This window comes from Acinetobacter variabilis, from assembly GCF_000369625.1.
Classification (GTDB): domain Bacteria; phylum Pseudomonadota; class Gammaproteobacteria; order Pseudomonadales; family Moraxellaceae; genus Acinetobacter; species Acinetobacter variabilis.
The window spans coordinates 768,399-782,037 of the sequence record NZ_KB850113.1 but is presented as its reverse complement, the minus strand read 5'-3'; the positions used below and the strand labels follow the sequence as shown (position 1 = coordinate 782,037).

Annotated in this window: 10 protein-coding genes; 7 read left to right on the top strand and 3 right to left on the bottom strand. The window is 42.7% G+C overall.

All coding sequences use genetic code 11. From position 1 onward, the window contains the following. Window positions 1-385 precede the first annotated feature (385 nt). Window positions 386-1,900, top strand: a complete 1,515-nt coding sequence (gene putP, locus F897_RS09405; protein WP_005235352.1) for a sodium/proline symporter PutP — start codon at window positions 386-388, stop codon at window positions 1,898-1,900. 54 nt (window positions 1,901-1,954) lie between these two features. On the opposite strand, the gene F897_RS09400 is transcribed toward putP, so the two are convergent. Further along, window positions 1,955-2,452: an Lrp/AsnC ligand binding domain-containing protein gene (locus F897_RS09400; protein WP_004786082.1), complete on the bottom strand. Its 498-nt coding sequence runs from the start codon at window positions 2,450-2,452 to the stop codon at window positions 1,955-1,957. Between the two features lie 118 nt (window positions 2,453-2,570). On the opposite strand from F897_RS09400, the gene putA reads away from it, so the two are divergent. The 4 genes from putA to F897_RS09380 all read left to right on the top strand — a co-directional run bounded on the left by putA (window position 2,571) and on the right by F897_RS09380 (window position 9,009). Then, window positions 2,571-6,326 (top strand): trifunctional transcriptional regulator/proline dehydrogenase/L-glutamate gamma-semialdehyde dehydrogenase, encoded by a 3,756-nt coding sequence (gene putA / locus F897_RS09395; RefSeq protein ID WP_005235346.1) that lies wholly within the window; start codon window positions 2,571-2,573, stop codon window positions 6,324-6,326. 179 nt (window positions 6,327-6,505) lie between these two features. After that, window positions 6,506-7,588, top strand: a complete 1,083-nt coding sequence (gene trmA / locus F897_RS09390) for a tRNA (uridine(54)-C5)-methyltransferase TrmA (RefSeq protein WP_005235344.1) — start codon at window positions 6,506-6,508, stop codon at window positions 7,586-7,588. Between the two features lie 242 nt (window positions 7,589-7,830). Continuing rightward, complete coding sequence (locus F897_RS09385; RefSeq protein WP_004786091.1) at window positions 7,831-8,055, top strand: hypothetical protein; 225 nt, start codon at window positions 7,831-7,833, stop codon at window positions 8,053-8,055. A gap of 390 nt (window positions 8,056-8,445) precedes the next feature. Then, complete coding sequence (locus tag F897_RS09380) at window positions 8,446-9,009, top strand: lecithin retinol acyltransferase family protein (RefSeq protein WP_034170334.1); 564 nt, start codon at window positions 8,446-8,448, stop codon at window positions 9,007-9,009. Between the two features lie 117 nt (window positions 9,010-9,126). Here the strand turns inward: F897_RS09380 and F897_RS09375 are convergent, their stop codons facing one another. Further along, the gene (locus F897_RS09375) at window positions 9,127-10,038 is read right to left on the bottom strand and encodes a bestrophin family protein (RefSeq protein ID WP_005235340.1); all 912 of its coding nucleotides are present in this window, start codon (window positions 10,036-10,038) and stop codon (window positions 9,127-9,129) included. Window positions 10,039-10,104: 66 nt separating this feature from the next. Next, the gene (locus tag F897_RS09370) at window positions 10,105-11,832 is read right to left on the bottom strand and encodes a glutamine--tRNA ligase/YqeY domain fusion protein (protein WP_005235338.1); all 1,728 of its coding nucleotides are present in this window, start codon (window positions 11,830-11,832) and stop codon (window positions 10,105-10,107) included. Between the two features lie 430 nt (window positions 11,833-12,262). Here F897_RS09370 and F897_RS09365 point away from each other — a divergent pair, with 430 nt between their 5' ends. Beyond that, entirely contained in the window at window positions 12,263-12,772 is a 510-nt protein-coding gene (locus F897_RS09365) for a peptidylprolyl isomerase (protein ID WP_004786097.1), read from the top strand. Window positions 12,773-12,891: 119 nt separating this feature from the next. Further along, a complete protein-coding gene (locus F897_RS09360; RefSeq protein ID WP_005235335.1) occupies window positions 12,892-13,617 on the top strand; it encodes a UDP-2,3-diacylglucosamine diphosphatase in 726 nt (241 codons plus the stop codon). Window positions 13,618-13,639 lie beyond the last annotated feature (22 nt).

The following is a 13,639-nucleotide window of genomic DNA, read 5'->3' as shown; positions in this document are numbered from 1 at the left end:
TTCAGAATGGCATTACTGCACTATGAAGAGAGGCTCTAAAAACAAATAGAAGGGATTTAAGCAGGATTTGAAACAAAATATGACTAATTCGAGCTTGTTGTTAGTTTTGTAAATTTGTGTAATTAAAATACAAAATTTCAATGAATTTAACCGTTTATTAAAATTACCTATTTTTCTTCAAAACCATGTGTAACTTTGCATTTTACGACCCTCTACTAATTCTGCATTTTTATGAGAAAACCCTTAATTTACACAAAATATACATAAAAGCTGATCAACTGTTACAGAGTGTAATTTTTAAACCGTGTTTGAATCACTGCCCTGTAAACGCAGTTCAAAAAATCATCCCGGATGATGATGTTTAAAATTTAAGGATACTCTGCCTATGAGCTCGCTAAACCCGACACTGATTACTTTTATGTTTTATATCGTCGCCATGATTGGGATCGGTTTATACGCCTATCGTGCGACGTCCAATTTTGATGAATATATTCTGGGTGGGCGAAGTCTGGGCAGTGTAGTGACTGCACTATCCGCAGGTGCATCCGATATGAGCGGCTGGTTGCTGATGGGTTTACCCGGAGCCATTTATCTGTCTGGCCTGTCTGAAGTCTGGATTGCGATTGGCCTGATTATTGGCGCCTGGCTGAACTGGTTACTGGTTGCTGGCCGTCTACGGGCGCATACCGAGTACCAGAACAATGCCCTGACCCTGCCGGATTATTTCACCAGCCGTTTTGCGGATAAGAAACGGATTCTACGCTTACTCTCTGCGATTGTAATTTTGGTGTTCTTTGCAATTTACTGTGCTTCCGGCATAGTCGCAGGTGCACGTCTGTTCGAAAGCCTGTTTGGCTGGGATTACACCACGGCACTCTGGCTTGGTGCAGTGGCTACGATTCTATATGTGTGTATTGGCGGCTTCCTGGCAATTAGTTGGACCGATACTTTCCAGGCAGGATTGATGATCTTTGCCCTGCTCATTACACCGATCATTACCTATTTGGCATTGGGTGATAATGCTCAACAAGTAGGTGCTCTATTAGAAACCGCCCGTCCACACGCATCCAATATGCTGGAAGGTCTGAGTTTTGTGGCAATTATTTCCAGCCTAGCTTGGGGCTTAGGCTATTTTGGTCAGCCACATATTCTGGTGCGCTTTATGGCGGCAGATTCGGTTAAAACCATTCCTGCTGCACGCCGGATCGGGATGGCTTGGATGATTCTGTGTCTGGTGGGTGCGATGTCTGCGGGCTATATCGGAATTGCTTATTTTGCGGCAAATCCTGACCTGCCAGCTGCTGCAATCGTGAACCAGAATCCTGAAACCGTGTTTATGGAACTGACTAAAATTCTGTTTAATCCATGGGTAGCAGGTATCATCTTGGCTGCGATTCTGGCTGCGATTATGAGTACATTGAGCTGTCAATTGCTGGTCTGCTCCACTACCCTGACTGAAGATTTATATAAGGGTTTCCTACGTAAAAATGCCTCACAAAAAGAACTGATCTGGGTGGGTCGTGGCATGGTGATTGTGATTGCCTTGATTGCAATTTCCTTGGCCATTAATCCGAATAGTAAAGTTCTGGGTCTGGTGGCTTATGCGTGGGCTGGCTTTGGTGCTGCCTTTGGTCCACTGATCATTTTCTCATTGTTCTGGAAACGCATGACCCTCAATGGCGCGATTGTCGGAATGGTAGTTGGTGCTGTAACTGTAATTGCCTGGAAAAATTATATGGGTGATACCGGTCTATATGAGATTATCCCGGGCTTTATTCTGGCTGCGCTGAGTATTGTGATTGTGAGTCTATTGGATAAAGCGCCAAGTCACGATGTCGTTAATCGTTTTGAACTGGCGAAAGCTGAATATCAAAAAGAAATGGCTGAAATGAATAAATAATCTTTCTATTTCAAATTAAAAAGGGACTTTATGTCCCTTTTGTTTTGTCTGAATTTATACCTTAGCTTTAGCCGGCATTTTCAACTTGATCTGCTGGGTTTCCTTGATCACTTCCATGACCGGATAACTACGGGTTTCTTTTACCCCCGGTAATTGCCACAAAATATCACCGGAGATTTTTCGGAATTCATCCATATTGGCACAGCGAATTTTCACTACGAAATCAAAGCCGCCGCTAATCATATGACATTCCACAATATCCGGAATATGCTGCACTGCCTCGGAAAATTCTTCCAGCACATTCGGTGTGGTTTTATCCAGCAGGATTTCAACAAAGACCACAAAACCGTTATTCAGCATGATCGGATTAAGCCGCGCTTCATAACCGAGAATAAATCCCTCCTTGGTTAGTTTTTGTACACGCGCCAGTACCGCAGTTGGTGATAGATTCACCATTTCTGCCAGTTTAATATTGGAAATTTTCGATTCAGACTGCAGCAAATCGAGGATGCGAATATCTATTCGGTCAAGGCTTAAATAAGGGCTATTCATTAGAATTATTCTCTAAAAATCATACAAACTATAGTGAGATATTCGTCAATTATTTTGGGATTATAGATTAAAACTCATTCAACTCAAAGAACCGTTTGACGCAGTACAGGAAGTCACTATGTCCACCACCCTACGCCCAAATTCGCACTCGAATGCCATGCAGCAGTCGAATTATATTGCTGAATTTAAGGATAAAAATGAATATGAACAGCGCATTAATTCTGCATGGCGACGTGCAGAATCCGAGTGCGTGGAAACCCTGCTGGAACATAGTGAAATTTCCTCTGAACTGACGGACAAAATCCAAAACCTGGCTTTTGATCTGGCGCATTCCTTGCGTGAACGTAAAGGTTCAGGTGGCAAGGCCGGCATTGTACAAGGGCTATTACAGGAATTTTCGCTGTCTTCTCAGGAAGGTATCGCATTGATGTGTCTGGCAGAAGCTTTGCTGCGTATTCCGGATACGGCGACCCGCGACCTGCTGATTCGTGACAAGATCAATCAGGGCAACTGGAAAGAACATCTCGGGCAAAGCCAGCTGATGTTTGTCAATGCTGCGGCCTGGGGACTGATGCTGACCGGAAAGCTGATGGAAACCCCACAACAGAAAAGCCTGTCAAGTCTGTTAACTGGCCTTTTGGCACGCAGTGGCCGTGGCATTATCCGCAAGGCGGTCGATGTGGCGATGCGTATGATGGGTGAACAGTTTGTGACTGGCGAAACCATTGATGAAGCACTGAAAAATGCCGAACGTCTGGAAGAAAAAGGTTTCCAATATTCTTATGACATGCTGGGTGAAGCAGCACTAACCGATCCGGATGCAGAACGTTATTATCAGGATTATCAAAATGCAATTCATGCCATCGGTCAGGCATCAACAGATAAAGATGTTTATAACGGCCCGGGTATTTCCATTAAACTGTCTGCGCTGCATCCACGTTATCAACGCTCACAGATGGATCGTGTGAATGATGAACTGTATAGCAAAGTACTGAATCTGGCGGTTCTGGCGAAAAAGTACAATATCGGTCTGAATATCGATGCGGAAGAAACCGAGCGTCTGGAAATTTCCTTAGAGCTTTTAGAACGCCTGTGTTTTGAACCTGAACTCAATAACTGGAAAGGCATTGGTTTCGTGATTCAGGCTTACCAGAAACGCTGCTTCTATGTCGTGGATTACATCATTGATCTGGCTAAACGCAGCCAGAAACGCCTGATGATTCGTCTGGTGAAAGGCGCTTACTGGGATAGCGAAATCAAGAAAGCTCAAATTGAAGGCATGTCAGATTATCCGGTATTTACCCGTAAAGTGCATACTGACCTATCCTATATTGCCTGTGCACGAAAACTATTAGCAGAACCGGACTATATCTACCCGCAATTTGCGACGCATAATGCGCAGACTGTTGCCACTATTTACCAACTAGCCAATCCAGAACGTTATTATACCGGTCAATACGAATTCCAGTGTCTGCATGGCATGGGTGAACCACTATACGAAAATGTGGTGGGTGACAAAGCTGCTGGAAAACTCGGTGTTCCATGCCGGATCTATGCACCTGTCGGGAACCATGAAACTCTACTGGCTTATCTGGTGCGTCGTCTGTTAGAAAATGGCGCCAATACTTCATTCGTGAATCGCATTGCCGACAAAAATTTAAAAGTCGAAGACCTGATTGAGAATCCACGTCAAACCATTTTAAAAGCAGCCCAACAGGAAAATGCCTTAGGTGCTAAACATCCGAAAATCCCTTATCCAAAAGATTTATACGGTGCTCTGCGATCAAATTCGTCCGGATTGGACCTGGCCAATGATGCAAACCTGCAAGCCTTAAATGAAGTTGCAACAGACTTAGCGAATAGTCAATTCCAGGCTGCTGCAATGGGTACTGCTTTCTCAGAAATCGATAGTAGTCATCCAGTACAGATTATCAATCCAGCACAGCATCAGGACGTTGTTGGTACTGTCTATGAAGCCACCACTGAACAGGCAGAAATTGCCCTGACTCAGGCAGTGAATGCACAAAGTTTTTGGAGTAATCTGCCAAAGAATGAACGTGCTGCTTGCCTAAACAAAGCCGCCGACCTGATGCAACAACGTTTACTGCCACTGATGGTTCTACTGTCTCGTGAAGCCGGTAAAACCTATGCCAATGCGATTGCCGAAGTTCGTGAAGCGATTGACTTCCTACGCTACTATGCTGGCCAGATGCTGGACCTGTCTAATGATGTACATATTCAGCCTTTAGGAACTGTACTCTGCATTAGTCCTTGGAACTTCCCGTTAGCGATCTTTACCGGACAGATTTCGGCGGCATTGGTTGCTGGCAATACAGTCATCGCAAAACCTGCTGAACAGACTCCGTTGATTGCCGCTCAAGCTGTGCAGATTCTCTGGGAAGCGGGTATTCCACAAGATGTACTGCAATTATTACCGGGTCGTGGTGAAACCATTGGTGCTCAACTCAGCCAAGATTCACGCATCCAGGGCATCATGTTTACCGGTTCAACCGAAGTAGCGAAGATTCTGCAAAAAACTGTCGCAGCACGCCTGAATCAGTTTGGCGAAAGCGTCACTTTAATTGCCGAAACTGGTGGTCAGAATGCCATGATCGTAGATTCGTCTGCGCTCACCGAACAGGTTGTGCTGGATGTAGTTAACTCAGCCTTTGACAGTGCTGGTCAGCGCTGTTCTGCCCTGCGTGTGCTCTGCGTACAGGAAGATAATCTAGATACCGTACGTAAGATGCTAAAAGGTGCAATGCAGCAATTGCGAGTCGGTAATCCGGTTCTACTCAAAATGGATATCGGTCCTGTGATTGATGCCGAAGCACAGCAAAACATCCAGGAACATATTGAGCAGATGCGCAGTAAAGGTCATAAAGTTCATCAACTAATGTTTAATCAGGATGCTTTTGATCTAGCTCAAGGTACCTTCATCCCACCAACTTTGATTGAACTGCCGAATTTGAATGATCTTGAACGTGAAGTCTTTGGTCCAGTGCTGCATCTGATTAGCTATAAAGCCGGTGAGCTGCCACAACTTCTAGATCAGATCAATAGTAAAGGTTATGGCCTAACCATGGGCCTACATACCCGGATTGATGAAACCATGCAAACCGTGATTTCAAAAGCGCATGTCGGGAACTTGTATATCAACCGCAATATTGTCGGTGCTGTGGTGGGTGTACAACCCTTCGGTGGTGAAGGTCTGTCTGGGACTGGTCCTAAAGCTGGCGGTCCACTTTATATCTACCGTTTAATGCATCAGGTGTCTGAGAAGAAACTGGCTCAGCCTTATGCCATGCAGCCTGCCCAAGCTTCCTTTGGAAATCCGGTGTTAGAGGACTTTAAGGCCTGGGTAAACAAGACTTTCCCAAGAATTTCTTTGCAAGCTCCTGCTCAGATTACAACGGTACATAGCTTTAGCCTACAAGGTCCAACGGGTGAAGAAAACCAGTACTTGATCTTGCCGCGTGAGAGTGTGTTATCACTAGCAGAAAATGATATGGATCAGATTCAGCAAATCTTGTCAATTTTATCGGTCGGTAGCCGTCCGGCTGTACTGGCAGACAATACTTTTATACTCAAGTATCTGCAAAGTATGCCCGCGAGTGTGGTGAAGGCCATTAAAGTTATCAAGGATATTGAATCAGGTGATTTTGAAGCTGTACTGCATCATGGCAAGACCTCTGCATTGATGGATTTGCAGCAACGTATTGCAAGACGACAAGGAGCTATTGTAGGTATCACGCATTTAAGCTCAGGAAATTATGAGATTCCAGTGGAGCGTTTCGTGATTGAACGTGCAATCAGTATCAATACCGCAGCTGCAGGTGGTAATGCCAGTCTCATGACCATGTCAGGTCTGTAAAAAGCTTTAGTACTGAGATTATTTTAATCCCTTTCCTCTTATGGCCAAATCTCTCCCCTTTGAAGATTTGGCCTTTTTTTAACTGCTTTTCCAGCCTGTTTCCCTGAATAGTCTTAGGCAGAACAGCAAATTTTTGCTACCATCTTGGCTTTCAAAATATTTGCGATTTTTTACTGCATATGACCTCATCTTATCAGCAACAACTGGATGCCAAAGTTGAACGCATTAGCGCACAATTTGCCGAATATCAACCACCTGCCCTTGAAGTATTTGAGTCACCTGAACAGTACTATCGCATGCGTGCTGAATTCAGGATCTGGCATACTGAAGATGACCTGTTCTATGCCATGTTTGAGCGTGATGAGAACAATAATAAAAAAGTGATCCGTATTAATGAATTCCCTGTGGCTGACCGCAGTATTAATGACTTAATGCCGCAATTACTAGAAGCCTTCAAAGCCGATGCAACGCTGGGTCACCGCCTATTTGAAGTGCATTTCCTGGCAACACTAAAAGGTGAAGTACTGGTTTCCCTGATCTATCACCGCAAGCTGGATGAAAGCTGGGAACCTGCAGCTAAAGCAATAGCTGAAAAATTAAAGATCAAGCTGATTGGTCGTAGCCGTGGCCAGAAATTTGTCTTGAGCGATGAGTTTGTCGTAGAAGAACTCAGTGTATTTGACCGCAAATATCAGTACAAACAGATCGAAAGCAGCTTTACTCAACCCAATGCGCAAGTCTGCCAGAAAATGCTGGAATGGGCATGTAATGCCGCGCAGCAGTCTGATAAAGACCTGTTAGAGCTTTACTGTGGCAATGGTAACTTTACCCTGCCATTGTCTACCCGTTTCCGTCGTGCATTGGCAACTGAATTGGCCAAGTCATCTGTGTATGCGGCTGAATGGAATATCGAGCAGAACGGTATCGACAATATTCAGGTAGCACGTCTATCTGCGGAAGAATTTACACAAGCTTTTAATGGTGATCGTACTTTCCGCCGTCTACAAGAAGCCAATATTGACCTGTCGACTTATGACTTCGATACGGTATTCGTCGATCCCCCACGTGCAGGGATCGATGATGAAACATTGAAACTGCTACAGCGCTTTGAACGAATCATCTACATTTCTTGCAATCCGGACACATTACATGACAATCTGAAACAACTGTCCCAAACCCATAAAATTACCAAGTTTGCCCTATTCGATCAGTTCCCTTATACCCATCATGTAGAGTCCGGAGTACTGCTGGAAAAACGCTAAAAATATTGTTTCAATTTATTTTTTTGTTACATAAATGGAGCTTTTGTTAGCTCCATTTTTTATACATAAAATTAGTAACTTATCCATGAATTATCTTGTTTCAATCAAATAATATCGTTCAAAATCTCTTCTACAATCGAAAATTTAAAATACTGACTGCTGCTTTTATCACATAGGGCCTATTGCTTTATTTATTAAATTGGATATATTTCACCCTATGTTAGGTTGTGTATGAAGGCTCTATGAGTTTCTGGCAGAAGTTGTTTTCAGATGAACAACAAAATGAACACAAGAACCAGATTGCTTGTGTTGAAAATGATTGCTCTTGCAAGACAAATGAACAGCTCCTTGAAGCACTGTCTAAAGCAACTGATGAAGATATCATTATCGGAATCAAAAAAGTTCTAGCTTCTCGCGGTTACAGCCGTAAAGAACTCAATGAACTTCAGCACCTGCCGCTGCAATAAGCAGCTTAGGTCTTGATAAAAAGCATTTGCATACGCAAATGCTTTTTTTATATCTATCATTTGGATTTTTGCCTACCCCTCTTTGCTTTCAATCAAATTGAACCTACTCCTTATATCTAAACCTAAGTGTCTATGTGTCTATATATTTACTTCTTTTCAAATATGCAGATAAATGACTTTTCATATTTGCTTAGGCTATTTAGACATTATAATTTTAGATTTGCCTTAATCAGTTCACATACAACATTTATAAGGTTTGAGAAATTTAAAGATGACTGTCTAGACAACGAATTCTGGATAGAATTAAGCCCTAAAACATCGATTAATTCACAAAAAAACAGTACACTTGCTGTTTAAAATACACTTGTTATTAAATGGCTTAATCTTTACATGCAGCGAACTAAACGGTTTCCCATAGGTGCGCATCTTATGGTTAAACATTTCGGTTATACTCATCACGGGATTTATGCCGGGCGTGGTCGTGTCATCCACTATTCCGGTTTTGCACATTTATTTAAGAAGCATCCAATTGAAATCACCTCAATTGAGAAATTCAGCAACGGCAAACTGATTCAGATCCAGTATTATGCCTCAGCAAAATATAAAGGCCGTAAAGTCGTGCGTCGTATGCGTTCCAGAATGCATGAAAATAACTATCACCTGATTATTAATAATTGTGAACATCTCTGTACTTGGGCAATCACTGGTATAGAAAGCAGCCCACAAGTCATTCAGATGATGAATCGCCTAACGACGATCGGTTATATCAGCTCCATGATGAGCTTTATGAATAGCCTTTTCCTGACCTTGACGACCACCTGTTTCGCTCTAGCCCTCTATATCAAGAAAAAGCTTCGTGACAAGGCCAAACAACGTTTAGAGCAATATCGTGAGCTACATGAGCAGGTCAAAAACAATAGCCCAGATCTTGGCAATCATTTAAAACATCGTTAAGGTTTTAGTTTTTTGCTATTAAAGTTTTTAAGATAGCTATTTAAAAATAATTTAAAAATAAGATGACTTTCATTTGATTTATTTAATGATTAGCCTTTCAATAAAATCAGTTTAAACCTAAGTTAAATAAGCTTTTTGGACTTTAATCGCTTCAGGTAGTTCTTGTCCTAAAGAACTCAGGGTTTCACGTTCGATCAATCTCACAATAGAGTCTAAAGGCAGATCATTATCCTGAAGCCCAAAAGGCTCTTCCAGTTCCGCACTCAGCTCATCTAACCCTAACAGCATATAAGCAATCAGGCCGACTAGAATCGGAGTCCATAAACCAAGACTGGCTTCCAGACTAAATGGCAGGATAAAACAGAAAGAATAAACAGCACGATGCAACAGCACCGAATAGGAAAATGGTAACGGCGTCGACAGGATCCGGTCACAACCCGCCTGTATATCGCCTAAAGCCACTGTATGCTGATTCAGGTTGTTATAAATAATATCTGTGATTTTGCCCTGTTTATAGAGCAGAACCAAATCTTTCTGGATCTGTTCCAGTACCCATTGTGATGCATTGATATGCGTGGGCAATTGTTCATATGTAGCAGCTTCAAAACCAGTGTGGGCCTGGTAATGCTGAATACTTTGCTGTTGCTGTCTCAAACGGTCACGTAATAAATGAGTGAACAGCATCATTCGATACAACAGGATTTCACGTGACTGATCATCAAGGACGTAACTATCACGACATAAATGACGTGTCGTAGCAATCAGCGCTCCCCACAGCTTGCGTCCTTCCCACCAGCGGTCATAACAGGCGGTATTACGAAAGCTGAGAAAGATCGACAGAATCACCCCGAAGATGGTAAAGCCAATGGCTGGCACTGCAGGAAAGCTAAAAAAATGCGCCTGACGCAGATAAACTAGCAAGCCTGAAAGAAAAATTACCAGTCCCAAGGCAGGCAAAACTTTAGGCAAAATTGTGCCATGCCATGCAAACAGCAGACTAAAGCTATTACTTTTATCACGAACAATCATTCATTCTTCCCTGCCACGATTGAAAAAGCCCAATCGGAGTTGGGCTTTTTAGAGATTTAGCTTAAATTATTTGCCAGGTTTAAAGCTGTCTTTCAGATCCAGAATACGGTTGAATACTGGTTTGTCGCTTGTATGATCATATTGATCCGCTACAAAATAGCCTTCACGTTCAAATTGGAAACGATCTTCCGGTTTTGCCTGAGCCAGTGCAGGCTCAATAACTGCTTGAACCACTTTCAATGATTCAGGATTCAGATTCGCCAGGAAGTCATCACCAGTTTCTGGATCAGATTCAGTGAACAGACGATCGTAAATGCGAACTTCAGCAGGAACACCTTTGCTTGCAGATACCCAGTGAACCACACCTTTTACCTTACGGCCTTCAGGATTTTTACCTAAAGTTTCAGGATCGATTGAGCACTTCAGTTCAACTACTTCACCGTTCGCATCTTTAATCACTTCATCACATTTGATGACATAAGCATGACGAAGACGCACTTCACCGCCCGGAATCAGACGTTTGAAGCCTTTAGGTGGCTCTTCCTCAAAGTCTTTACGGTCGATATAGATTTCTGAAGTGAGCGGAATAATACGTTCGCCCATATCCACGTTTGGATGACGTGAATGAGTAAGATCCATATCCGCTGGCAGATTGGTTAAAGTCACTTTTAATGGATTCAATACTGCCATACCGCGAGCTGCAGTATTTTCTAAAGATTGACGGATGCAATATTCAAGCATTGCTACATCAACGATACTGCCATCGACTTTAGACACACCTACACGCTTACAGAAATCACGCAGACCTTCAGGGGTGAAACCACGACGGCGCATACCCACAACAGTCGGCATACGTGGATCATCCCACCCATTGACATAACCACCTTCAACCAGCTTGCGCAGCTTACGTTTAGAAGTGATGGTGTAATCAACATTCAGGCGGCTAGATTCGTACTGACGTGGCACAGATGGCGATTTAACTTTTTCCACCACCCAGTCATAGAATGGACGGTGATCTTGGAATTCCAGTGTACAAAGTGAGTGTGTAATGCCTTCAATCGCATCTGATAATGGATGCGCATAGTCGTACATTGGATAAATTTTCCATTTATCGCCAGTCTGGTGATGCGCAGAATGCAGAATACGATACAGAATCGGATCACGCATATGCACATTTGGCGAGTTCATATCTATCTTGGCACGCAATACCGCTTCGCCTTCAGCATATTCACCAGTGCGCATTTTTTCGAAACGCTCAAGGTTTTCTTCCACAGTCGCATCGCGTTGTGGCGAGTTTTTACCTGGCTCTACGAAGTTACCGCGGTTTAGCTTGATCTCTTCCGGAGTTTGTAGATCCACATAGGCATCGCCCTGTTCAATCAGTTGAATTGCCCATGCATATAACTGGTCAAAATAACTTGATGCATAGCGTGGTTCACCATTCCACTGGAAGCCCAGCCATTTCACATCATTGGCAATACCATCCACATATTCCTGCTCTTCTGCATCGGGGTTGGTATCATCAAAACGCAGGTTGCACAGGCCACCAAATTCTTCAGCAATACCGAAGTTCAGGCAGATCGCTTTAACATGACCAATATGCAAATAACCATTTGGTTCAGGCGGAAAACGGGTGACCACTTGCTGGGTACGGCCAGCTGCTAGATCGTCAGTAATCACCTGACGTACAAAGTCTAAGCCTGGTTGTTGTTCCTGCTGCTGCGCTGAATCGACTGCATTCTTATTTTGGGTCGGGTTGTCGGGCAGAGACGTCACAACATCATTTGGCTTCATGATTAATCATTCACTTCTAAAGTTAAAAAGGGATTAATGAATATGCAGTAGCTCACGCGGTCTAACTGTATTCACTAAATAAAGGTTCTTTAGTTTAACTATAGGTGAATGATCTCTCAACCGTTAACTTAGGTATTTGATTTCAATTCGTTCATTTTCAAATTGGAAAATACAATAGCTTACCAAATCGTAAAATATCCGCTTTTGACTGAGCCAACAGATCAGTGCATGCTCTTAGGGTCAGACAAGCTTTATAAAGACGAATGATCTCGAAGAAATGACTTTGTAAATCAATGCATAAATAAGATACGATTTTTATGTTTTTAACAAAGAAAATTATGTTTTTGCTTGCCTTGTCGATTGTAGTTTGCTTATGCTTCCTTCATTCAGAAAAAACCATGGCATTAGTCCATGATTAGGAGATTACACAATGAGTTTTCCTCAAGTCGAATTAAACACCAATAAAGGTCGTATTGTTCTTGAATTAAACGCTGAAAAAGCACCTAAAACAGTAGCTAACTTCTTGCAATATGTACGTGACGGTTTTTATGACGGCGTAATTTTCCACCGCGTTATTGATGGTTTCATGATCCAAGGCGGCGGCATGGATGAAAACTTCAAAGAAAAAGCAACACGTGATGCGATTGAAAACGAAGCTGACAACGGTTTAAGCAACGATGTAGGTACCATTGCAATGGCACGTACTCAAGCACCTCACTCTGCTTCTGCTCAGTTCTTCATTAACGTGAAAAACAACTCTTTCCTTAACCACACTGGCAAAACTGCACAAGGTTGGGGTTATGCCGTATTTGGTAAAGTAGTTGAAGGCATGGACGTTGTTGATGCAATCAAAGGCGTTCGCACTGGCAACCGTGGCTACCACGCTGACGTTCCTTTAGAGAACGTTGTGATCGAATCTGCAAAAATCATTTCTGAGTAATTTTAAATCCTCCCCAACCCTCCTTTAATAAAGGAGGGAACCACCATTTTTAAAGATGGTTTTTCTCTTCACTTTTGCAAAGGGAGGTCGGGAGGGATTAAAAAATAAGGAAAAGATTCGTGACCTATCTGTTTATCTCAGATTTACATTTGTCACCTGATCACCCTCGACTTGTTCGGGGGTTTTTAGATTTATTGGCAGCTTATCAGCATAAAAATACCCAACTGTATATTTTGGGCGACTGGTTCAATGCCTGGATTGGAGATGACTACACTGCTCCCTGGCTGGATGAAATCGTCAGTACTTTAAAACAGTTTAATCAAGCCGGCAATCAAATCTATTTTCTCATCGGTAACCGTGACTTTGCCTTAGGCCAAGATTTTCTGGATCAATTTTCCGGACAGCTTTTACCTGAAATGACCAGCTTAAATATCGGTTCACTCCGATATCGGATCGAACATGGTGATGCACTTTGTACCGATGATGTGTCCTATCAGCGTTTCAAAAAAGTCATCCGTCATCCCTGGATATTAGGCTTTTTAAGAAAAATGCCACTTAGCTTTCGTACCAGACTCGCTAATGGTTTCCGCAAGAAAAGCCATGAAGCACAGCAATTGAAAAGCTATGAAGTTATGGATGTAAATCCAATTGCGGTAGAAACTGCTCTCAAAGAAGCAGATGTACTGATTCACGGACATACTCACCGCGCAGCAATCCATGATATAAATGGTAAAAAAAGAATTGTTTTAGGAGATTGGAAAGCTGATTATGCTGAGATTTTAGAGCTGAGTAGCTCTGATATTGATATTCATAACATTCAGCTAAAAATCTGGTATTACCCATAAAAAAAGCAACTGCGAACAGTTG

Coding starts and splice junctions, on each gene's coding strand:
- F897_RS09365 (WP_004786097.1), top strand. CDS start 12,263: ATGAGTTTTCCTCAAGTCGAATTAAACACCAATAAAGGTCGTATTGTT.
- F897_RS09375 (WP_005235340.1), bottom strand. CDS start 10,038: ATGATTGTTCGTGATAAAAGTAATAGCTTTAGTCTGCTGTTTGCATGG.
- F897_RS09400 (WP_004786082.1), bottom strand. CDS start 2,452: ATGAATAGCCCTTATTTAAGCCTTGACCGAATAGATATTCGCATCCTC.
- F897_RS09380 (WP_034170334.1), top strand. CDS start 8,446: ATGCAGCGAACTAAACGGTTTCCCATAGGTGCGCATCTTATGGTTAAA.
- putA (WP_005235346.1), top strand. CDS start 2,571: ATGTCCACCACCCTACGCCCAAATTCGCACTCGAATGCCATGCAGCAG.
- F897_RS09385 (WP_004786091.1), top strand. CDS start 7,831: ATGAGTTTCTGGCAGAAGTTGTTTTCAGATGAACAACAAAATGAACAC.
- F897_RS09370 (WP_005235338.1), bottom strand. CDS start 11,832: ATGAAGCCAAATGATGTTGTGACGTCTCTGCCCGACAACCCGACCCAA.
- trmA (WP_005235344.1), top strand. CDS start 6,506: ATGACCTCATCTTATCAGCAACAACTGGATGCCAAAGTTGAACGCATT.
- putP (WP_005235352.1), top strand. CDS start 386: ATGAGCTCGCTAAACCCGACACTGATTACTTTTATGTTTTATATCGTC.